The sequence below is a fragment of the Methylobacterium sp. UNCCL125 genome (assembly GCF_900116795.1).
Taxonomy (GTDB): Bacteria; Pseudomonadota; Alphaproteobacteria; order Rhizobiales; family Beijerinckiaceae; genus Methylobacterium; species Methylobacterium fujisawaense.
In genome coordinates, this window is the sequence record NZ_FPBW01000009.1 from 199,332 (window position 1) to 218,784 (window position 19,453).

Annotated in this window: 19 protein-coding genes; 13 read left to right on the top strand and 6 right to left on the bottom strand. The window is 68.4% G+C overall.

Annotated features, from left to right (window positions below; all coding sequences use genetic code 11):
- The first annotated feature begins 164 nt into the window (after positions 1–164).
- The 3 genes from ftsE (at position 165) to BM396_RS11385 (ending at position 2,751) form a co-directional block, all read left to right on the top strand.
- On the top strand, positions 165–857 hold the full coding sequence (ftsE, locus tag BM396_RS11375) for a cell division ATP-binding protein FtsE (protein ID WP_043380143.1): 693 nt from the start codon (positions 165–167) through the stop codon (positions 855–857).
- On the top strand, positions 854–1,822 hold the full coding sequence (locus BM396_RS11380; RefSeq protein ID WP_043351301.1) for a cell division protein FtsX: 969 nt from the start codon (positions 854–856) through the stop codon (positions 1,820–1,822). The genes ftsE and BM396_RS11380 overlap by 4 nt, the downstream gene beginning before the upstream one ends.
- 152 nt (positions 1,823–1,974) lie before the next feature.
- Positions 1,975–2,751 (top strand): YdcF family protein, encoded by a 777-nt coding sequence (locus tag BM396_RS11385; RefSeq protein ID WP_043380146.1) that lies wholly within the window; start codon positions 1,975–1,977, stop codon positions 2,749–2,751.
- Between the two features lie 106 nt (positions 2,752–2,857).
- On the opposite strand, the gene BM396_RS11390 is transcribed toward BM396_RS11385, so the two are convergent.
- From BM396_RS11390 to BM396_RS11400, 3 genes are all read right to left on the bottom strand, one after another.
- Entirely contained in the window at positions 2,858–3,187 is a 330-nt protein-coding gene (locus BM396_RS11390) for a hypothetical protein (protein WP_170867476.1), read from the bottom strand.
- Complete coding sequence (ptsN, locus tag BM396_RS11395; RefSeq protein ID WP_043351295.1) at positions 3,187–3,654, bottom strand: PTS IIA-like nitrogen regulatory protein PtsN; 468 nt, start codon at positions 3,652–3,654, stop codon at positions 3,187–3,189. The genes BM396_RS11390 and ptsN overlap by 1 nt, the downstream gene beginning before the upstream one ends.
- Before the next feature lie 143 nt (positions 3,655–3,797).
- The gene (locus BM396_RS11400) at positions 3,798–4,394 is read right to left on the bottom strand and encodes a ribosome hibernation promotion factor (RefSeq protein WP_043380150.1); all 597 of its coding nucleotides are present in this window, start codon (positions 4,392–4,394) and stop codon (positions 3,798–3,800) included.
- Between the two features lie 155 nt (positions 4,395–4,549).
- Between BM396_RS11400 and BM396_RS11405 the strand changes: the two genes are divergently transcribed.
- The 3 genes from BM396_RS11405 (at position 4,550) to BM396_RS32745 (ending at position 8,660) form a co-directional block, all read left to right on the top strand.
- A complete protein-coding gene (locus tag BM396_RS11405) occupies positions 4,550–6,118 on the top strand; it encodes a glucan biosynthesis protein D (RefSeq protein WP_043380153.1) in 1,569 nt (522 codons plus the stop codon).
- Between the two features lie 56 nt (positions 6,119–6,174).
- Complete coding sequence (gene mdoH / locus BM396_RS11410) at positions 6,175–8,334, top strand: glucans biosynthesis glucosyltransferase MdoH (RefSeq protein WP_081948581.1); 2,160 nt, start codon at positions 6,175–6,177, stop codon at positions 8,332–8,334.
- Positions 8,335–8,492: 158 nt separating this feature from the next.
- Positions 8,493–8,660, top strand: a complete 168-nt coding sequence (locus BM396_RS32745; protein WP_164706379.1) for a hypothetical protein — start codon at positions 8,493–8,495, stop codon at positions 8,658–8,660.
- 39 nt (positions 8,661–8,699) lie between these two features.
- Here the strand turns inward: BM396_RS32745 and BM396_RS11415 are convergent, their stop codons facing one another.
- Positions 8,700–8,900: a hypothetical protein gene (locus tag BM396_RS11415; protein ID WP_043380155.1), complete on the bottom strand. Its 201-nt coding sequence runs from the start codon at positions 8,898–8,900 to the stop codon at positions 8,700–8,702.
- Between the two features lie 285 nt (positions 8,901–9,185).
- On the opposite strand from BM396_RS11415, the gene BM396_RS11420 reads away from it, so the two are divergent.
- Together BM396_RS11420 and BM396_RS11425 are read left to right on the top strand one after the other, a co-directional pair.
- Positions 9,186–11,504 (top strand): Tex family protein, encoded by a 2,319-nt coding sequence (locus tag BM396_RS11420; protein ID WP_043380158.1) that lies wholly within the window; start codon positions 9,186–9,188, stop codon positions 11,502–11,504.
- A 197-nt stretch (positions 11,505–11,701) separates the two neighbouring features.
- Complete coding sequence (locus BM396_RS11425) at positions 11,702–12,913, top strand: ATP-grasp domain-containing protein (protein WP_043380160.1); 1,212 nt, start codon at positions 11,702–11,704, stop codon at positions 12,911–12,913.
- 93 nt (positions 12,914–13,006) lie between these two features.
- Here BM396_RS11425 and BM396_RS11430 read toward each other — a convergent pair whose 3' ends face one another.
- Entirely contained in the window at positions 13,007–13,804 is a 798-nt protein-coding gene (locus tag BM396_RS11430) for a glycosyltransferase family A protein (RefSeq protein ID WP_043380164.1), read from the bottom strand.
- Between the two features lie 83 nt (positions 13,805–13,887).
- Entirely contained in the window at positions 13,888–14,598 is a 711-nt protein-coding gene (locus tag BM396_RS11435; RefSeq protein WP_236952954.1) for a glycosyltransferase family 2 protein, read from the bottom strand.
- Between the two features lie 220 nt (positions 14,599–14,818).
- On the opposite strand from BM396_RS11435, the gene BM396_RS11440 reads away from it, so the two are divergent.
- The 5 genes from BM396_RS11440 to BM396_RS11460 all read left to right on the top strand — a co-directional run bounded on the left by BM396_RS11440 (position 14,819) and on the right by BM396_RS11460 (position 19,446).
- Positions 14,819–16,036 carry a flagellin N-terminal helical domain-containing protein gene (locus BM396_RS11440; protein ID WP_043353054.1) on the top strand — a complete coding sequence of 406 codons (1,218 nt, stop codon included), beginning with the start codon at positions 14,819–14,821 and terminating at the stop codon, positions 16,034–16,036.
- A gap of 660 nt (positions 16,037–16,696) precedes the next feature.
- Complete coding sequence (locus BM396_RS32750) at positions 16,697–16,837, top strand: hypothetical protein (protein ID WP_164706378.1); 141 nt, start codon at positions 16,697–16,699, stop codon at positions 16,835–16,837.
- A 398-nt stretch (positions 16,838–17,235) separates the two neighbouring features.
- Complete coding sequence (locus BM396_RS11450) at positions 17,236–17,466, top strand: hypothetical protein (protein ID WP_043387596.1); 231 nt, start codon at positions 17,236–17,238, stop codon at positions 17,464–17,466.
- A gap of 108 nt (positions 17,467–17,574) precedes the next feature.
- Complete coding sequence (locus BM396_RS11455; RefSeq protein ID WP_043387594.1) at positions 17,575–18,471, top strand: LysR substrate-binding domain-containing protein; 897 nt, start codon at positions 17,575–17,577, stop codon at positions 18,469–18,471.
- 225 nt (positions 18,472–18,696) lie between these two features.
- Positions 18,697–19,446, top strand: a complete 750-nt coding sequence (locus BM396_RS11460) for an SDR family NAD(P)-dependent oxidoreductase (RefSeq protein ID WP_043387592.1) — start codon at positions 18,697–18,699, stop codon at positions 19,444–19,446.
- The last annotated feature ends 7 nt before the right edge of the window (positions 19,447–19,453 follow it).

Sequence of the window (19,453 nt, forward strand, 5' to 3'; positions counted from 1 at the left end):
GATCGGCCGCAGCCGGGGCGGAAATTAAAAGTGCTTGAGGAAGTGTCGCTGAACAGGGTTAAGCGGCGGTGAAACTCAGGAGGCCTTGAAAACGCCCGCCCGTCCGGCGATTCCCGGGGCATGGACAGACGAGACACGGCACGGCCTTGAACCTACAGGCGAGCATGAAAAGCCTGCTGCCCGGCGCTGAGCGGCCGGTGGTGCAGTTCGAGAATGTCGGCATGCGCTACGGGCTCGGGCCGGAAGTGCTGTCCGACGTGAGCTTCCGCATCGCGCCGCGCTCCTTCCAGTTTCTCACCGGTCCCTCCGGAGCCGGGAAGACGACGCTGCTGCGCCTCATCCTGCTGTCGGTGCGTCCGACCCGCGGCCTCGTCTCGATCTTCGGCGAGGAGGTCAGCGGGATCTCAGCCAAGGCGTTGACCGGACTCCGGCGGCGCATGGGCGTGGTGTTCCAGGATTTCCGGCTCCTCGACCACCTCACCACCTACGAGAACGTGGCCCTGCCCCTGCGCGTCCAGGGCAGGGCCGAGGCCAGTTATCGGGCCGAGGTGGTGGAGCTGCTGCGCTGGGTCGGCCTCGGCGAGCGCATGCACGCCCTTCCCCCGCTGCTCTCGGGCGGCGAGAAGCAGCGCGCCGCGATCGCTCGGGCGCTGATCGCGCGGCCCGACCTGCTGCTCGCCGACGAGCCCACCGGCAACGTCGATCCGGGCCTCGGGCGACGGCTGCTTCGACTCTTCCTCGAACTGAACAAGCTCGGGACCTCGGTCATCATCGCCACCCACGATTTCGGCATCATGGACGCCGTCGACGCCCGCCGGATGGTCCTGGGCGAAGGCCGGCTGCGGATCGAGGAATGAGCACGCAGGCGATCCCGCGGACGAAGCCCGGCGGATCGGCCGTGCCGCCCGACCCGTCGATGCCGGCCAACCTGCGTCGCAACGCGCCGCTGGTCCCCACCGACACCGCGGCCGGCCGCTCGTTGGCGGCCGTCATCGCGATCCTGACCTTCCTGGCGGGGCTCTGCGCTGGGGCCGCCGAGATGGTCGCGACGAATGCCGCCCAATGGCAGGGCGATGTGGCCCGAGAGGTCACCATCCAGGTCCGGCCGGGTCCCGGCCGCGACGTCGATGCCGACGTGTCCCGCGCCGACGGCATCGCCAAGGCCGAACCGGGGATCGCGGAGACGCGGGTCTTCAGCAAGGCCGAGGCCGAGCGCCTCCTCGAGCCGTGGCTCGGGACCGGGCTCGACCTCTCGGACCTCCCGGTCCCGCGGCTCATCGCCCTCAAGCTCGCGAGCGGCCAGGTTGCGGATCTGAAGCGCCTGCGAACTCGGCTCGTCGAGGCTCTGCCGGGTGTTGCCAGCCTGGATGACCACGCCCTCTGGCTGCAGAGGCTCTCGACCGCCGCCAACGCCTTCGTGGGGATCGGGATCGGACTCGTGCTGCTCGTTCTGATCGCCACCGGGCTCGCCGTGACCTTCGCGACCCGCGGCGCCATGGCGAGCAACCGCGAGGTCGTGGAGGTTCTCCACTTCGTCGGTGCCGACGACGACTACATCGCCCGGGCATTTCAGCGGCGCTTCTTCGGCCTGGGCCTGCGGGGTGGCGCGATCGGGGCCGGACTGGCTCTCGTCGCCTTCGTCATCGCCGGCCTCCTGGCCAGGGCCGCCCGGTCTGGACCGGCCGGCCAGGAGGTCGAGGCTCTGTTCGGCGCATTCCATATCGGCGTGCGCGGCTATGCCAGCGTGCTCCTGATCGGTGTGATCGCGTCTCTGGTCACCGGCATCGTCTCGCGCGTGACCGTCCGGCGGTTCTTGGCGTGAGGGCGTGCGACGTCGCGTTCAGGTGGAAATAGGGAGTCTCGATAGCACGTTTACCATCTGGAAACTTTATCATCGCGGTGTTGATACGGCTGACGGCGCCGGCCTCCGGGTTGCCGCAATCGGCTCCGATCTTCCGGAGGATGACCACGCGTATGCTGCGCGCATCGGATCCGCTCATGACCGACCCCGTCGGCTGGGCTTGGCACGTGTGGGATCACCCGCCCCGCGCCGTCGTGCGCCCGCGCCGCCGGCGGCGGATCGCGCTGTGGACCTGCAGCCTCGGCACGGGTTTGGGCGCGCTGGCGCTGTTTGCCGGATTCTTGATCTTCGTCGGCGCGCTGGCGCGACACGAGCGTGCGCCGTCTGATCGGGCCGACGGAATCGTGGCGCTGACCGGCGGCGCGCAGCGGATCGGCGATGCGATCGACCTGCTGGCCGGAGGCTACGGCCGGCGGCTTCTCATCACCGGCGTCAACGAACGGACCAGCCGCGACGAGATCGCCCGCCTGAACCCGACCCAGCGCGCGCTGATCGCCTGCTGTGTCGATCTCGACTACCGGGCGCGCAACACGATCGGGAACGCGATCGAAACCCGGCGCTGGATGCGGGCGCACCGCTTCAGCACTGTCGCGGTCGTCACCTCGAATTATCACATGCCGCGGACGCTGATCGAACTCGATCATGCTCTGCAGGACAGCGACCGCGTCCTGCCGCATCCCGTCGTGACGGAGGCATTCGACGCCGATCGCTGGTGGCACGACCCGCCTGCCGCGCGCCTTCTGGCCTCCGAATATATGAAATTCCTGGTCAGCTGGGTCCGTACGCGCTTCGAGGCGGACCCCGAGCGCTCGCGCGCCGCGATCCTTATCGGGCGGGGCAAGCCGGTGAAGATGGTGGCCGAGCCGCTGATGATGCGCGGCGTGGACTGACCTCGCCCCCGGGTGCGCCGTCCCGTCGGAGCCGACAGTTCGGCCCCAGGCCATCGTGGATCACCGCGCGTGACCGTCCGCCGGATCACGGGCGCTCGGCAGCGGTCTACGGACCCTTGCAGCGTGCCTTGATGGCCGCCGAGAATTCCCGGTCCGATCCCTGAACCTGGGCGAGGCGCTCGCTGCGCTCGGTGCCCGAAAGGCAGCGCCCGTACACGCTCGCCACGCGGCGCATCGTCTCCACGTGACGGCGCCAGATGCGGCAGTTCTTGGCGTCGTCACCGTCGGCCTGCTCGAGCTGGTCGAGGGCTTGACGCTGCATCGATTGCGCCACGAGGACATCGCGGGCGCAGGTCGTCTCCCCCTGCGCCGCGGCGGCGGTCGAGGCGATGGCCGCGAAGGCCAGAGCGGCGGTGTTCCGAAAGATCGGCATCATCAGGCCGCCTGCGGTGCCGTCGAGCGCGTCAGAAGGGCGTAGAGGGCACCGGCATCCCGAGCGGCGCGGATATGCGTGAGCATGCCCGGCTCGCGGAGAATGCGGGCAACCTGCGCGAGCGCCTTCAGGTGATCGGCCCCCGCCCCTTCGGGCGCGAGGAGCAGGAAGGCGATATCCACCGGCTGGCCGTCGAGGGCGTCGAAGTCCACCGGGCGGTCGAATCGGGCGAACAGCCCGAAGAGCCGATCGAGTCCGGGCAGCTTGCCGTGGGGAATCGCCACCCCATCACCGATGCCGGTCGATCCGAGCCGCTCGCGCTGGAGAAGGGTGTCGAAGACGGGCCGCTCGCCGAGCGCCGGCAGGCGCCGCGCCGCCTGCGCGGCGAGATCCTGCAGCACCTGCTTCTTGGCGCGGGCGCGCAGGGCCGGCACGACCGACTCGGGGTCGAGAAATTCCAGAACTGGCATCGAACGACCGTTGCCCCGTCACCCGTTCGCGAGGAAGCGGGCCTCGTCGCAGGGGCGTCGTCGACCGTTCCGGCCGCGCCCCTGCTGGATCAATAGGTGGGGAAACCAGCCGGTTCCGGCTCCGCTTCTCCCGACCTATCGCGTCACTCGGCGGCGCTCGGTGGGTCCACCCAGCCGATCGCTCCGTCGCTGCGCCGATATACGACGTTGACGCGTCCGGTGCCAGCGTGGACGAACACGACCACCGGGGATCCCGTCATGTCCAGGGCCGTCACGGCCTCGCCGATGGTGCGGCGCTGGAGGGTCTTGGTGCTTTCGGCGACGATCGGCGGATGGGCGTCACCCTCGACGGCGTCCTCGTCGTCCTCCTCCGGCGGGGCAGCGAACACCGCATAGGCGGCCTCGATCGCCGCGTCGTCCCCCGGTCCGGTGGCGTGCTGCTTGAGCTTGTGCTTGTAGCGGCGCAGCCGCGTCTCCAGGCGCTCGGCGGTCTGCTCGAAACTCGCCCGGGCATCGTGGGCGAAGCCGTTCGCCTCGATCGTGAGGCCGGACACGAGGTGCAGCACGCAATCCGTCCGGAAGGCGGTGCCGTCACGCCGGAGCGTGACATGGCCGTTGCAGGAATCGTGCATGTGCGAGTCGAGATATTTGGCCTGGATCGCGGACATCCGCTCCTCGACGCGGCCGCGCAGGCTCTCTCCGAGATCCACGCCGTGGCCAGTGACTCGCAACGATCCCATGCTGCCTCCCCCATTTCGATGCAGACGGCCGACTTAGAGAGCCGGCTCGGGTTAAGTCAACGGAGCCACTTGCGGTTCAGGCGGTTGCTTAACCCTGGGTTCAGCCGGCCTGTCCGTATACAGGGAGGCTCCCGAGACGTGAGACGACTGCCTGCATGACGATCGACGCCGTGCCTTCCGCCGCACCGACACGCCGCGCCCTGCTGGTCGGCACGCTGGGTGCCGCCGCGGGACTGCTTCCGGCAGTGGCCCGTTCGGCCGAGCCGGACAAAGCGCCCACGCTGCCCGGCAAGGGCGAGGCCTTCGAGGCGAACACCCTGACCGACTTGGCCCGCGCCCGTGCGGCAGCACCCTATGCGGGGCCGAAGACCGGCGACGTCCCGGCGGTCCTGAAGGCTCTGTCCCGGGAGGCGTACGAAGCGATCCACCCGGCGGAGGGCCGCGCGCTCTGGGCCGACCGAAACGTGGGCTACGTTCTGGAGCCGCTCCTGCGCGGATCGATCTTCGAGACGCCGGTGTCTCTGTTCGTCGTCGAGAACGGGCTGGTTCAGCCCGTCGCGTACGACAAGACGGCGTTCGTCGCCCCCGGGCTCGATCTGCCGGATCTCGAACCCGACGCCGCCTTCTCGGGCTTCCGCCTCCGGGCCAGGTTCGAGGGTGCGGAGGACGTATCGAGCTTCGCGCTGTTCCAGGGCGCGTCGTTTTTCCGGCTCGTCGCGGAGGGCCAGGATTTCGGCATCAACGCCCGCGCGCTGGCCCTGCGGCCGGCCGATTCCCGCGGGGAGGAGTTCCCGCTCTTCCGGGCCCTGTTCGTTGAGACGCCCGCGCCCGGTCAGCCGGTCGTCGTTCATGCCCTCGCCGATTCCGAGTCGGCGACGGCGGCGTTCAAGATCACGCTCACGCCCGGCCGTGACGTCTCCACGGCGGCGATCGAGGGAACGGTCTTCGCCCGGGCCGACCTCGACCATATCGGGCTCGGCGGCATGCAGGGGAGCTACCTGTTCGGACCCCTCGACCGGAACCGCGTCGACGATCTGCGCGCCGCGGCCTTCTCGGTGGAGGGCTTGGCGATCCACAACGGCTACGGCGAGCCGATCTGGCGGCCCGTTCACAATCCGGAGGCCCTCCAGGTCTCGGCCTTCGTGGATCGGGGTCCGAAGGGGTTCGGCCTCATGCAGCGCGCCCGCGCGTACGATGACTTCGAGGATGACCGGCGTCATTGGGAACAGCGCCCATCCCTGTGGCTGGAGCCGCTGGATGACTGGAACGAGGGTGCCGTCACCCTGCTTGAGATCCCAAGCGATTCCGAGCTGAACGAGAATGTCTTCGCCTATTGGCGACCCAAGGCGAAGCTGGCGAAGGGCCTGGAGATGCGCTTCCAGTGCCGTCAGCATTGGTCCAAGGGCTGGCCGGATCCACTGCCTCCGGAGATCGCACGGGTGCGCGACAGCCGCTGCGGCCATGGCAGCACCGGCAGCCGCCGCCTCTTCGCCGTCGACTTCGAGGGCGACACGCTGTTTCAGCCCGGCGATATCGACGTCGATCTCAGCGCGTCGGCCGGGACGATCACACGGCAGGACCGGTTTCGGTATCCCGAGCGCAAGACGTTGCGGATCCTGTTCGAACTCGATCCCGGCAGCGCCCGCGCGAGCGAGCTGCGCCTCGCCCTCCGGCGCGGCCAAGCCCGGGTCAGCGAGTCGTGGTTGTTCCGCTGGACACCGTGATCCCCGATCCGCCTCAACATCAAGGACCGGCCTGCACCGTGCAATTGGACGAGACGATGACCGTGCCGCCCGCGATCGACGCCGCGCGCGTGGCCGAGGCGAGCCCCGATGACGGTGGCGGCATGCCGCGCGAAGCGCCGCTGGCCATGCCCGTCCAAGATCTGTCGCATTGGGACATGGGCCTGGGCCATCGGCCCGCACGGCCCGGCCGTGATCCCTGGCCGGCGCGGATTCTGGTCTTCGGCGGCGCGCTGGCGCTCACCGCCTTCGGCGGCTGGCAGATGGTCGAGACCGTGTCGGTCTCGGGCAATCCGACTGCGCTCCAGCTCGTGCTGGTCGTCCTGTTCTGCCTGACGTTCTCGTGGATCGCGCTCGCCTTCACCAGCGCCGTACTCGGCTTCGGGATGCTGCTGCGGCGGCCGCGTCCGATTTCGGCTCCGACGGCCCTGACCACGCGGACCGCGGTCCTGATGCCCGTCTACAACGAGGCGACAGCCCGCACCTTCGCGGGTGTCGAGGCCATGCGCGAGGCGGTCGAGGCCACCGGACTGGGAGACCATTTCGACTGGTACGTCCTGTCGGATTCGACCCAGCCCGATGCCTGGATCGCCGAGGAGCGCGCCTTCCTCGAATTGCGCGGCCGCCTGGGTCCCGATGCCCGGCTCTACTACCGCCATCGGGCGAAGAATCACCATCGCAAGGCCGGCAATATCGGCGATTTCGTCACGCGGTGGGGTGGCCACTACGAGCACATGCTCGTGCTGGATGCCGACAGCCTGATGAGCGGATCGGCGATCGTGGCGCTGGCCTCCGCCATGGAGGCGGATCCGGATGCCGGTATCATCCAGACCCTGCCGCTGATCATCAACCGCAACACCCTGTTCGCCCGGCTTCAGCAATTCGCGGCCCGGATCTACGGCCCCGTAATCGCAGCCGGGCTTTCCGCGTGGTCGGGGCGGGATGGCAACTACTGGGGGCATAACGCGATCATCCGCACCCGCGCCTTCGCGGAATCCTGCGGCCTGCCGGATCTGCCCGGGAAGCCCCCCTTCGGCGGCCATATCCTGTCGCACGACTTCGTGGAGGCGGCCCTAATCCGCCGATCGGGCTGGGCGGTGTACATGCTCCACCGCCTGCCGGGCTCGTACGAGGAGAGCCCGCCGTCGCTGATCGACGTCGCGGTGCGCGATCGGCGCTGGGCGCAGGGCAACCTCCAGCATGCGCGAGTGATCGGCGCCGCGGGGCTGCATCCCGCGACCCGCCAGCACTTCGCCACCGGCATCGCCGGCTATCTCGCCTCGCCACTCTGGCTGATGCAGCTGGTGGTCGGCATCCTGCTTGTGCTGCAGACCGCCACGGAACGGCCGGACTATTTCGGGGGGGCGGGCTTCTCGCCGGTTTTCCCGCGATTCGATCCGGTCCGCGCGCTCCAGCTGTTCGGCCTGACCATGGCGGTTCTGCTTGCGCCCAAGGTCCTGGGCCTGATCCTGGCCCTCTTGGATGGTCCGGTGCGGCGCGCCTGCGGGGGCGCCGGGCGGCTCATCCTGTCGAGCCTGGTCGAGATCCTGCTCTCCGCGCTGGTGGCGCCGGTGGCGATGGTCATCCAGTCCGGCTCGGTGATCGGTATTCTGCTGGGACGGGACACGGGCTGGAATCCGCAGCGCCGCGACGACGGCTCGATCCCGCTGCGGGACATCGTCCGCCGTCACCGCTGGCACACGGTTTTGGGGCTCGTGGCGGGAATCGCGGCCTTCGCGATCGCGACGTCGCTGTTCCTCTGGATGAGCCCGACGATCCTGGGTCTGGTGCTCGCGATCCCGATTTCCTGGGCGAGCGGACAATTGACCCTGGGCCTGGCGCTCAAGCGCCGGATGCTACTCGCCACGCCCGAAGAGGCATCGCCGCCGGAGATCGCGCTGCGGGCAGCGGCGCTTGCGACCCGCAATGCGGCTCGCGGCTACGACGACACCGATTCCCTCGTGGCGATCCACGCCGATCCCGCCCTTGCCCACGCCCACACCCGGATGCTTCCGAAGGGACAGCGGCGGCCCCGGGGCGCGATCGACGCTGACCAGACGCTGGCAACCGCCAAGATCTGCGAGGCCGAGACGGTGGCGGAGGCGCAGCTGTGGCTCTCCCAGAAGGAGCGGATGGCCCTGCTTCACGACCGGGCCCTCGTGGACCGTCTCGTGCGCCTCGAGACCAGCCAAGCCTGATCGCGGTTCGCGCCGGGATCTCGGGCGGGGCGTTCGGCGATCACGTCTTCGCGCTGTGCGCAGCCGTCGCGGCACCGGTTCAAGGGCGCGGCCGGGTGTCGAGAGAAGGGGTTAACCATTCGGATCCTAGACTCGGCCATCGTCACTCGGATCCGGTCATGACCCTGCTGTTCGTGTTCCTGCTCCTGCCGCTCGCGCTTGCCATCGTTCTGGCCCGCGGCGAGCCGGTCCGCACCATCAGCTGCCTCGGCGCGATGGGGGTGGGCTGCGTGATCGCCTGCTTGAGCGTGGCCAGCCTCCTCCGCCACCGGGCGCGGCCGACCTGAGAGGAATCGCCGTCCGGCCCGAAGCCGGGAATCGCTTCCCTACAGGAAGCCCACCGGTCGCGGACCGCCGGTCAAACTCCGCCCGGCCCGCGCAACCAGCTGGGAAAAGGCGAGCGCCGCCGCCGTCGCCTGCGCGCGGGACGGGAAGCTACGCCGCGATTCGAGCACCGGCTCGTCGGTCTCGTTGACGAGAACCCACGACCAAAGCGACCGGCTGTTCTCACGGATCTCGAATTGCACGGGCGCCTGCCTTTCCGGGACATGCGAAGGGAAAGGCTCGCATCAGCCGGTGACATCCCGATGACGACACGGGATGATCGTCACGGCTTTCGAGCCGCCCGTCCGGTTCAGGGAAGTCTTCCACCGGGTTCGGTGCGTCGCCGGCTGGAAACCATGCCGAAGCGCGTGCGGGATCCGGCTGCAGAAGCGGCGGCATGCGAACGGGCCTGACGGACGCCTTGTTTCCGACGGCTTGGCGTTTCAGGCAGACGGCGCATCCCTGCTGCGCACCCCGCCGGAGTTTCCATGAAAGCCGTCAACGCGCTGATCGCCGATGAACTCGGTGTCGGGGAGGCGCAGGTTGCCGCCGCCGTCGCGCTCCTCGATGGCGGTGCGACCGTGCCGTTTATCGCGCGCTATCGGAAAGAGAATACGGGCGGCCTCGACGACACGCAGTTGCGCCGGCTCGAAGAACGGCTCTCGTATCTGCGCGATCTCAACGAGCGGCGCGCCACGATCGTCGCGAGCATCACCGCGCAGGGCAAGATGTCTCCGCCTCTCGCCGCAGCCCTCGAGGCCGCCGATACGAAGGCGCGCCTGGAAGACCTGTATCTGCCGTTCCGACCCAAGCGGCGCTCGAAGGCCCACGCCGCCCGGGAGGCCGGCCTCGAACCTTTGGCCGAGCTTCTCCTGCGCCGGCCCGATAACGCGCCCGAGACGGTGGCGGCGCGCTACCTGTCGGACGCCCATGGCATCACCGATGTCGACGCCGCGCTGGACGGTGCCCGTGCGATCCTGATCGAGCGCTTCGCCGAGGACGCCGACCTCGTCGGGCGCCTGCGCACGGATTACTGGCGGGGCGGCCAGCTCGTCTCCCAGGTCCGGAAGGGCAAGGCGAACGAGGGCGCGAAATTCTCGGATTACTTCGCCTGGAGCGAGCGGCTGGAGCGGATGCCCTCACACCGCATCCTGGCGATCTTCCGCGGCGAACGGGAGGAGATTCTCGAGGTCGGCTTCACCGCGGAGGGTGAGGATTCCGCGCCCGGGATTCCCGGACCGTTCGAAACCGCGATCTGCCGCCGCTTCGACATCGCCCTGCGGGGCCGCCCCGGCGATTCCTGGCTCGTCGAAACCGTCCGCGCGGCTTGGCGGACGAAGATCCGGGTGGGCATCAAGCAGGATCTGCGCAACCGCCTGTTCGAGCGGGCCGAGGATGAGGCCGTGACGGTCTTCGCGGGAAACCTGAAGGACCTGCTCCTGGCCGCTCCGGCGGGCGGCCGCACCACGATGGGGCTCGATCCCGGCTATCGGAACGGCGTGAAGGTGGCGGTGGCGGATCGCACCGGCCGCGTCGTCGCGGTGGAGACCACCTATCCGCACGAGCCCCAGCGCCGCTGGCGCGAGGCGGTGGCGGCATTGGGGCGCCTGTGCCGTCTCCACAACGTAGAGCTTCTGGCCATCGGCAACGGCACGGCCTCCCGCGAAACCGAACGCCTCGCCGCGGAGATCATCGCGTCGAACCCCGATCTTCCGCTCGCGAAAGTCATGGTCTCCGAGGCCGGCGCCTCGGTCTATTCGGCCTCGGAGATCGCCGCGCGGGAATTGCCCGATCTCGACGTGTCCCATCGCGGCGCCGCGTCGATCGCCCGGCGCCTTCAGGATCCCCTGGCCGAACTGGTCAAGATCGATCCGAAGTCCATCGGCGTCGGGCAGTACCAGCACGACGTGAGCGAGGCGAAGCTGTCGCGCTCGCTCTCCGCGGTGGTGGAGGATGCGGTCAACGCCGTCGGGGTGGACGTCAACACGGCCTCCCCGGCCCTGCTGGCGCAGGTTTCCGGCCTCGGCGGCGCGATGGCGGCGCGGATCGTCGCCCATCGCGACGCCCAGGGCCCGTTCCGGACGCGCACGGCGCTCAAGAAGGTCCCGGGGCTCGGCCCGAAGACCTTCGAGCTCGCCGCCGGCTTCCTCCGCATCCAGGGCGGCGACGACCCGCTCGACGGGTCGGGCGTCCACCCGGAAGCCTATCCGGTGGTCCGCCGCATCCTCCAGGCGACGAAGAGCGACATCCACGTCCTGCTCGGCAATGCCGCCCTCCTCGGCCGCCTGGAGCCGGAGCCGTTCGTCGACGCGCGTTTCGGCCTGCCGACGGTCCGCGACATCATCGCCGAGCTCGAGAAGCCGGGGCGCGATCCGCGGCCGGCCTTCAAGACGGCGCGCTTCCAGGAGGGTGTCGAGACGATCGGGGATCTCAAGCCCGGCATGCAGCTGGAGGGCGTCGTGACCAACGTGGCCGCGTTCGGTGCCTTCGTCGATATCGGCGTTCATCAGGACGGGCTCGTCCACATCTCGGCGATGGCGCGGCGCCGGATCGCGTCGCCGACGGAGATCGTCCGGATCGGCGAGGTCGTCCGGGTGCTGGTCCTCGGGGTCGATGTGCCGCGCAAGCGCATCGCGTTGTCGATGCGGCTCGACGATCCGATCGATCCGGCTCAGCCCGCCCGACGCGGGGGCGAATCGAAGATCGACGCGCCGCGAACCCGGCCGAACGCCACCGCGGAATCCGCGCCGACCGGACCGCTGGCGGAAGCGCTCCGTCGCGCCGCCGCATCGGCGCGGCGCAGCTGACCATCGCGAGACCTGCGGCAACCGCCGGCGCGGAACGGGAAGCGCCTCGGCTGACGTCCCGCATGCGCCCCGTTATGGTTAGCGCTTCGTAAACCTCCCTCCGGTCACAGATCGGGGATCGTGCCGCCCTGTGCGATCCCTGTGGCCGGATACCGGCGGCCGCATCGCAGCGGCGGCTCCCCTTCTCGGAGGCTGTGATGCAAGCGCGTGCTGCGGGGATCGACAATCCTAGCCCGATGATCGGCCCGGCACGCCTCATCAGAGCCGCCTTCGACGCGTCGGACATGGCCGCGCTGGCCCAGGAGATCCTCGCCCGATCGCCCGATGGCGTCATCGACGCCGGGGCGGCGATGGATCTGGCGACGATCCTGTTGCTGATGCACCGCACCGACGAGGCGCTGCAGCTCCAGACCGACATCCTTCAGGGCCAACGGCTCTTCTCGCTGCGTTCGAACCCGGATCAGGCGCGGGTCCGCGTGCTCATCCTCGTCACGGCCGGCGATCTCATGGCCAACACGCCGATCGATTTCCTGCTGAACGACGACGATTACAGCCTCACCTATCTCTTCCTCTGCCCCGGCGAAGACATGCCGCGCGACCTGCCGGAGCACGATGTGCTGATCACGGGCATCGCGTATTCGAGTGGCGCCGAGCCGCTTTTGGAAGCCGTCGCGGCAGCCGCCGAAGGGTGGTCGCGACCGATCGTCAATCACCCGCGCGCGGTTCTGAAGACGTCCCGGCACGGGATCGCGGATGCGCTCCGCGGCGCCGAGGGGATCCTGGCGCCTGCCGTCGCTCTCCTGGACCGTGCGGCGCTGAGCGCCTCGGCGTCCCGCCTTCCCGAGGGCCTGGACTATCCGGTGCTGGTGCGCCCCCTGGATACCCATGCCGGCAACGACCTCCAGAAGGTCGATCGGGCCGAGGATCTGACGCGCTACCTCGACCACGCGACCACGGAGCGGTTCTACGTCACGCAGTTCTGCGACTATCGTGGCCCCGATGGACTATTCCGAAAGCTTCGGGTCGTTCTGATCGACGGTGTCCCGTTCCTGTGTCACCTGGCCATCCGCGACCACTGGATGATTCATTACCTCAACGCCGGAATGCTCGAGGATGCCGAGAAGCGGACGGCGGAGGCCACCGCCATGGCCACGTTCGACGCCGCGTTCGCGCAGCGCCATCGCGCCGCCTTCGCCGAGATCCACCGAAGGATCGGGCTCGATTACCTGATCCTCGATTGCGCGGAGAGCTCGGATGGCCGGCTGCTGATCTTCGAGGCGGATACCGGGATGGTCGTCCACGACATGGATCCCGTGGACCTGTTTCCCTACAAGCTGCCGCAGATGCGCAGGGTGTTCTCCGCATTCCAGCAGGCCGTCCGCGGGCGCGCTCAGACGCGACCCGCCTAGGACGCGCACGGTCGGGCATTCACGCCCTTTCCGAAGCGGGCGGGCCCCGATCCAGGCCTTGCGGGAGTTCGAACGGCGGACAGGGCCGCCCTGTCACCAGGGGATGCGGCCGAAGCGGTCGATCAGCCGCTGATACTCGGCGTCGCTCTCGACTTTCGACGTCCCGCCCTGTCCGACATCCGAGGTTCCGGAGCCGGGATGCACCAGGCGGCACACCAGCGGCAGGATGAAGCCGTGGCGCACGAGGTGCGTGTTGGGGCCGCCGAACCGAAGCACGTTGGCGAGCCACGGGCGGACCTGAACGGCGTTCTCGAGAGTGCCGGGCGCCGTCGCCTCGACGAGGTGGGCGCGGCGCAGGCCGGTCTCGGCGAGGCGGCCGAGCCATTCGTTGTCGTAATGCCATTTCGAGGCGGGGTTGATCGCGCCGACCTGCGCGAAGGTGGACCGACGCATCAGCCAGCCCGACGGCGTCGGGAAGTCGTTGATCCGGACGACCTCGCCGGCCTCGTCCGTCTCGACCTGGGTCGAGGAGACGAAATCGAAGCTGTCCAGGGTCCGGAGCGCGAAACCGAGATAGGGCGGCAGCCAATGGTCGTCGTCCTCCAGGAAGCCGACGAAGTCCCAGCTTTCATCGACGGCCTGGATGGCCGCGTTCAGGGCGGGGATCTGCCCCTTGCGCTCGCCGCGCACGAAGGTGATCTGCGGATGCGCGGCGAGCCGCGCCGGGATCTCGGTCTCGGGGTCGGTCCCGACGAAGAAATGGATCGTCGCCGGCCTGTCGAGTTCCTGGCTGTTCGCGCTCTCGACCGCGTGTTCCAGGAAGTACTGGCCGGATTTGCCGGCCAGAGTCGAAGGTTTCATCCGGGACGGCGTGATGATCGCAATCCGCATTCCCACGCCTCATCGTTTGGAGCGCAGCTCGCGGAAGCGCGGCGCGCAGTTGCGTCGCGGCCGATCGAATTGCCGGCCGTCACTCAGAGCTTGAAGGACTGTTCGCCGATATGTCCGAGTTCCTTGCTCAGATACGGATCGCACCAGATCCGGTAGCCGGCTGCACGGACTCGGTCGCTGAAGTCGAAGTCCTCGCCGATGTTCACCCCGGCCTCCTCATCGACGCGGAACCGGAAATACGGCCGCTTGAGGCTTTCGAAGACGGTCGATTTGATCAGCAGGAAGCCGGTGGGGATTCGAGCCATCTCCAGCAGGCCCTTGGGGGCGTCGGCCGGCTGCTCCGGCAGGATTTCGCCGAGGAAATGGAAGGGCGCCGTGCGCCGGGAATAGGTCGCGCCGATGATGTCGACCTGCCGCACCAGCAGTTTGAGCAGGGCGTCCTTCGGGAAGGTCATGTCGCTGTCGATGAACAGGACGTATTCCGCATTGTGTTTCTGCGCGTATTCCAGGCCCAGGTTTCGCGCGTCGGCGACGATCGATGATTTCCCGACCACGATCGACATCGGCATCTCGCCGAGGGAATGCATCATGGATCCGAGGCTGACGGCGAAATCCGCGTGGACCATGGTCCCGCAGGGGATCGCGATCGCCACATGGGGAAATTTCGTCGGCGCGGAGGGGGCCGGGTCGCCAACATCACCGGACGCTTGAGCGATCACAGTTGAGCTCCGTACTAGGGTGTGCCCCATTTCCCTTCGCCTGCCACGCCGGATCGAGACCGGCCGGGCAGGCACCACAGAATTGGCGAGCGCCGTCGGTTATGGCCGCGGATGGTTAATGGATCTTGAACGGCGCCGTCTTCCATCAATACTTAATGGATTTCGATGGCGATTCATTAAGGATCACTTCGGTCGACTTGAGTGTCGACAATCGGATTAACCCCCACGAAACATCTGGAGCGCGATTACTGGCGTGCCCGAGAAACGGGCGCATCAAATCAGAAAGATACGACCCATGTCTTCCATCACCCTGTCGGCCGCCACGCGTCAGAACCTGCTCTCCCTGCAGGATACCGCCCAGCTGATGGCGACCACGCAGAACCGCCTCGCCACCGGCAAGACGGTCAACTCCGCCCTCGACAACCCGACCAACTTCTTCACCTCCCAGTCCCTCGACGCCCGGTCCTCGAGCCTGAACACCCTGCTCGACGGCATCTCCAACGGCGTCCAGTCGATCCAGGCCGCCAACCAGGGCATCACCTCGATCCAGAAGCTGGTCGATCAGGCCAAGTCCATCGCCAACCAGGCCCTCTCGACCCAGCTCTCCACCACCGGAACCGCCGCCAACGCCTACAGCGCCAGCACCGCCTCTCAGACGGTGCTCCTGACCATCAACGGCACCTCCGTGTCGGCCAACGTCGCCGCCTCGTCGAGCATCAGCGCCACCGTCGCGGCCCTGAACTCGGCGGTCAGCTCGGCGTCGACCTCGTCCAGCGGCTCGTTCGGCGCAGGCGCGATCTTCTCGATCGACAGCACCGGCACGAAGATCGTCCTGAACGCCCAGGCCGACGTGGAGTTTCAGAACTCCGGCAGCCAGACGGCGCTCGGCTTCACCGCGTCGAGCACCACCGCCTCGACCTACGGCACCGCCGCCACCACCGTCGTCTCCAGCGACCTCTCGGTCTCCGGCGTGTCGCAGCGCGCTTCTCTGGCGAGCCAGTACAACAACCTGCTCAACCAGATCACGCAGCTCGCCGGCGATGCCAGCTACAACGGCGTCAACCTCATTGCCGGCAAGGGCAATGACATGAACATCAAGTTCAACGACACCGGCAGCTCGACTCTGAACGTCGCCTCGGTGGATGCCACGGCCAGCGGCCTGGGCCTGTCGTCGATCACCAACTCGAACAGCACGGCCAGCCAGAACGGCCTCGGCAACTTCCTGTTGAACTCGGACGTCAACAAGACCCTGTCGACCCTCACGAGCGCCGGCAACGCGCTGAGCTCCGCGGCGAGCGCGCTCGGCTCGAACCTGTCGGTCGTGCAGAACCGCCAGGACTTCTCCAAGCAGCTGATCAACGTGCTGCAGACCGGCTCGGCCAACCTGACCAACGCCGATCTGAACCAGGAAGCGGCCAATTCCCAGGCGCTGTCGACCCGGCAGTCGATGGGCATCTCCGCCCTGTCCCTGGCCAACTCCGCGCAGCAGGGCGTCCTCCAGCTCCTGCGCTAAGCGGCACGCGGTTCGAAACGACGGCCGGCCAGGGTTCCTGGCCGGCCGTTCTCGTTTGGGCGCGATCGGATGGATTGACCGGACGGACGAGATGCGGATCCGCTCCGTCCGCTCTCGCAACGGCCAACCGCCCATCGAGCCCGGACCCGGCATGTCCGCGGCTTCGGCCGCAATCCACATCGCGATCACGCGATCCCGCACGGTCCCGGTTGCACCTGCCATCGCCATCCGCTCCAGGTGGCGAAGGTCTCCGTCGGCCCGTGCAGGGCACCCTGAACCCGGCGCTCGTACAGCATCGACGCCGACTGACCGATCGGCGTGATCCAAAGCGCGATACGCCCGCAGGCTTGCCAAGCTTGACCATATGCGCCAGCCTCTACGCAGTTCATACGGATCGATCCGAGCCGGAGCGCCGATGCTGGTGAATCACGAGCGCCGCCTTCTCATCCGAGCAGCCGAGACTGTGGGACACCGGATTGCGGTCTGCAGACAGGCGAACGCGTCCTGGCCCGGCGACCACAGCCGGCTCCTCGCGCTCGAAAGCACCGGTCATCTCCGACGGGTCGACCATTGCGGAGACTCGGAGGGTACGGTCGCCGTCTGGCAGATCACCCCAGCCGGACTGGTCCAGCTTCAGATGCTGACGTCGGGAGCTCACTGATGGCGTCCATCAAGATCCGTGCAACCGATGACGGGACCTTCGTGGTCTATCGGAATGGCGCGGTCGTGGCCTCTGGTCTGACCCGCTGGCAGGCCGAGCGCTGCGCCACAGTGCTCGGCTGGATCGCGCAGGGTCATTGAGGACGCAGCCATAGCCCTTCGCCGCCCCCGCCTCTGAACGGATTGTGCCGGCCCGGGCGCCCTCTGCAATCGGCGAAATCTATTCCAAGCGAAATCGACGCCTGATCCGGGCTTTTCGGCTGCGATGTCGTCGATGGCCGCAAACGCGCGCATCGCGTGCGGACGTTGACCGATCGGACATCTCCGTGCGGCCGTTCATCCGGGAGGCTCGGACGCCCATCGCTGGCCATGCTGCACGACGTCTTCAGACGAAACGATCGGCGCGCGACGGGCAAGATCGTCGGGAAGATCAGCGAATCGCGAAGTTCTTCGGGTAACGAATTTTTAATCCTCACGGCAGGATCATCCTGCCATGGCCCGGCACATGATCCAGGCCACGTCGATCGGGCGAGGCTCCGATGATCGTGTTGATTGCGGCGGCGATCGCCGGTGGACTCGCGACGGCGGCGATTCTCGCGCCGGTCAGCGGTCTGGCCGCGCTGATCCTCGTGCCCCTCGCGGCCAGTGCAGCGGCCATTTTCGCGGGCATCTCCATCGCGTGGCGCGGCGCTCACGAGGATACCGATCGTCACGGCGGCCGGGCACGATCCGATGGGATGGCGGTCGCGCCGGTGCGTATCCATCGCTGACGGTCGACTTGATCGTCGCGCCGCTGCGGGGTCGCGCGCCGGGCCGCAGCCTGCCCGCGAGATCGGCACCATTGCCAGGATCGGGGACCAAAGCCCATTCTGCTCGGGATGAGGCCACCCGTCCCCCTCTCCGCAGTCCGGATCTTTGAGGCCGCTGCCCGGCGACGCTCGTTCAAAGCCGCAGCCGGCGAATTGAACCTGTCCCCGAGCGCGGTCAGTCACGCCCTCCGCAAGATGGAAGAAGCCCTGGGCGTCGTTCTGTTCGAGCGCGTCGGGCAGGGCATCGTGCCGACGCCGGCCGGTGAGGCGTTGTGCGATCATGTCGGGCGCGCCTTCGCGGAGCTCAACCGCGGCTTCGACCTCGTGGCGAATCGCGGGCCGCAGCTGCTCAGGCTGCACTGCGCGCCGAGCTTCGCCGCGCAGTGGCTCGCCCCGCGCCTCGCCCGATTCCTCAGTGCCCATCCGGGCTTCGAGGTCCGCCTCGCCGCCGGCATGGATTACGCCCGCTTCATCACCGACGAATTCGACGCCGACATCGTCTACGGACCGCCCCGCGGGGAAGGTCTGGTGCGCATGCCGCTGGGCCCGGAGACGGTGACGCCGCTCTGCGATCCTGCGCGGGCCGCCCGGATCCGCGAGCCGGCCGACCTCCTGGCTCAGACCCTGATCCAAAGCGACAACAAGCAGGTGCGCTGGACGCACTGGTTCGAGCGGAATCAGCTCGCCGCGCAGCCGAACGCGGGAATCCGCTTCGATCGGAGCTTCCTGGCCCTGGCTGCCGCCGCCGACGGGCTCGGTGTCGCCCTGGAATCCACCCGCCTCGCCGAGCGCGAGGTCGCGGCCGGCCGCCTCGTCGCGCCGCTGGCCGGACGGTCTCAGGACATCAGCTACGTCGGTCACCATTTCGTCTGCCCCGCCGATGTGCGCCGGCGCGCCCCGCTGCGGGTCTTCGCGCGGTGGCTGGCCGAGGAACTCGGGATCACGCTGAGTCCCGACCTCGCCTGACGCGGCGACAGGTGACTGGGATTCACCTGCGTGTGCAAATTCCGCGTTTGTCGCGGAGGCAGCGCGTCGGCACTCTCGTCGCAACAAAACAGGCGAGAGGAGACGACGCCGCAGGCCGCTCGATCCAAGGGCTCGGTCCCTGGAATCGCAGCCGCCGGCCGGACGCCCCTTCCGTCACGACAACAGGTCCGATCCCGCGCTGTCGCGGGTCGCCGGGAGGGATCCATGCTGTTGAACGACCGGGTGTGCATCATCACTGGGGCGGCCTCCGCCCGCGGCATCGGCAAAGCCACCGCGCGGCTCTTCGCAAGCCACGGCGCCCGCGTCGCCGTTCTCGACCTCGATGCGGGCCAGGCCGAGGCTGCCGCCCGCGACATCGGCCCGGGCCATATCGGCCTCGCCTGCAACGTCACCGACCGGGCGGCCTGCTCGACGGCAGCGGAGGAGATTATCGGCCGCCTCGGGCGCATCGACGTGCTGGTCAACAATGCCGGCATCACCCAGCCCCTGAAGATCATGGAGATCGGGCCGGAGAACTACGACGCGGTCACCGACGTGAACCTGCGCGGTACGCTCTACATGAGCCAGGCCGTGATCCCGGCGATGCGCGGCCAGGGCTCCGGCGCGATCGTGTGCATGTCGTCGGTCTCGGCCCAGCGGGGCGGCGGCATCTTCGGCGGCCCGCATTACAGCGCCGCCAAGGGCGGTGTGCTGGGCCTCGCCAAGGCCATGGCCCGGGAGCTGGGTCCGGACGGCGTGCGGGTGAACTCGGTAACCCCCGGCCTGATCCAGACCGACATCACCGGCGGCAAGCTCACGCCCGAGCTCAAGGTCGAGATCGCCAAGGGCATCCCGCTGGGGCGCCTCGGCGTGGCGGACGACGTCGCCAATGCCTGCCTGTTCCTCGCCTCCGACCTGTCCACGTACATCACCGGCGCGGTGATCGACGTGAACGGCGGCATGCTGATCCACTGAGGAGGTC

Bases quoted from the DNA above. Each gene is read 5' to 3' on its own strand.
- BM396_RS11420 (WP_043380158.1), top strand. From the start codon at position 9,186: ATGAAAGCCGTCAACGCGCTGATCGCCGATGAACTCGGTGTCGGGGAG.
- mdoH (WP_081948581.1), top strand. From the start codon at position 6,175: ATGACCGTGCCGCCCGCGATCGACGCCGCGCGCGTGGCCGAGGCGAGC.
- BM396_RS11390 (WP_170867476.1), bottom strand. From the start codon at position 3,187: ATGATGCCGATCTTTCGGAACACCGCCGCTCTGGCCTTCGCGGCCATC.
- BM396_RS11440 (WP_043353054.1), top strand. From the start codon at position 14,819: ATGTCTTCCATCACCCTGTCGGCCGCCACGCGTCAGAACCTGCTCTCC.
- BM396_RS11385 (WP_043380146.1), top strand. From the start codon at position 1,975: ATGCTGCGCGCATCGGATCCGCTCATGACCGACCCCGTCGGCTGGGCT.
- ftsE (WP_043380143.1), top strand. From the start codon at position 165: ATGAAAAGCCTGCTGCCCGGCGCTGAGCGGCCGGTGGTGCAGTTCGAG.
- BM396_RS11450 (WP_043387596.1), top strand. From the start codon at position 17,236: ATGATCGTGTTGATTGCGGCGGCGATCGCCGGTGGACTCGCGACGGCG.
- BM396_RS32745 (WP_164706379.1), top strand. From the start codon at position 8,493: ATGACCCTGCTGTTCGTGTTCCTGCTCCTGCCGCTCGCGCTTGCCATC.
- BM396_RS11425 (WP_043380160.1), top strand. From the start codon at position 11,702: ATGCAAGCGCGTGCTGCGGGGATCGACAATCCTAGCCCGATGATCGGC.
- BM396_RS11405 (WP_043380153.1), top strand. From the start codon at position 4,550: ATGACGATCGACGCCGTGCCTTCCGCCGCACCGACACGCCGCGCCCTG.
- ptsN (WP_043351295.1), bottom strand. From the start codon at position 3,654: ATGCCAGTTCTGGAATTTCTCGACCCCGAGTCGGTCGTGCCGGCCCTG.
- BM396_RS32750 (WP_164706378.1), top strand. From the start codon at position 16,697: ATGGCGTCCATCAAGATCCGTGCAACCGATGACGGGACCTTCGTGGTC.
- BM396_RS11460 (WP_043387592.1), top strand. From the start codon at position 18,697: ATGCTGTTGAACGACCGGGTGTGCATCATCACTGGGGCGGCCTCCGCC.
- BM396_RS11400 (WP_043380150.1), bottom strand. From the start codon at position 4,394: ATGGGATCGTTGCGAGTCACTGGCCACGGCGTGGATCTCGGAGAGAGC.
- BM396_RS11430 (WP_043380164.1), bottom strand. From the start codon at position 13,804: ATGCGGATTGCGATCATCACGCCGTCCCGGATGAAACCTTCGACTCTG.
- BM396_RS11455 (WP_043387594.1), top strand. From the start codon at position 17,575: ATGAGGCCACCCGTCCCCCTCTCCGCAGTCCGGATCTTTGAGGCCGCT.
- BM396_RS11380 (WP_043351301.1), top strand. From the start codon at position 854: ATGAGCACGCAGGCGATCCCGCGGACGAAGCCCGGCGGATCGGCCGTG.